Genomic DNA, 238 nt, shown 5'->3' with positions numbered 1-238 from the left:
ACCGCAACGGAGTCCTTGCATGAGCGCATCCGATCGTTTTCTGATAGAGGCTGTCGGCCTTTCCATCAGCTTCGGCCCACAGAATGCCCGCACCCGTGTCGTCGATGATGTGTCCTTTCGCATCCGAAGGGGCGAGGCCTATGGCCTGATCGGTGAATCCGGATGGGGCAAGTCGACGATCCTGCGCGCACTTTCCGGGCTAAACGGCGATTACGAGGGTGGGATCGTTCTGGGTGTG

At 59.7% G+C, this 238-nt stretch carries 1 protein-coding gene; it reads left to right on the top strand.

Features of this window, described 5'->3' with window-relative positions:
- Positions 1 to 19: 19 nt before the first annotated feature.
- The coding region (locus tag KVS69_RS20500; RefSeq protein WP_217540179.1) for an ATP-binding cassette domain-containing protein at positions 20 to 238 on the top strand (219 nt) is incomplete at its 3' end.

The sequence above is a fragment of the Stenotrophomonas sp. GbtcB23 genome, assembly GCF_019091045.1.
In the GTDB taxonomy this organism is placed as follows: domain Bacteria; phylum Pseudomonadota; class Gammaproteobacteria; order Xanthomonadales; family Xanthomonadaceae; genus Stenotrophomonas; species Stenotrophomonas rhizophila_A.
This window is presented reverse-complemented; position numbering and strand designations above follow the sequence as displayed.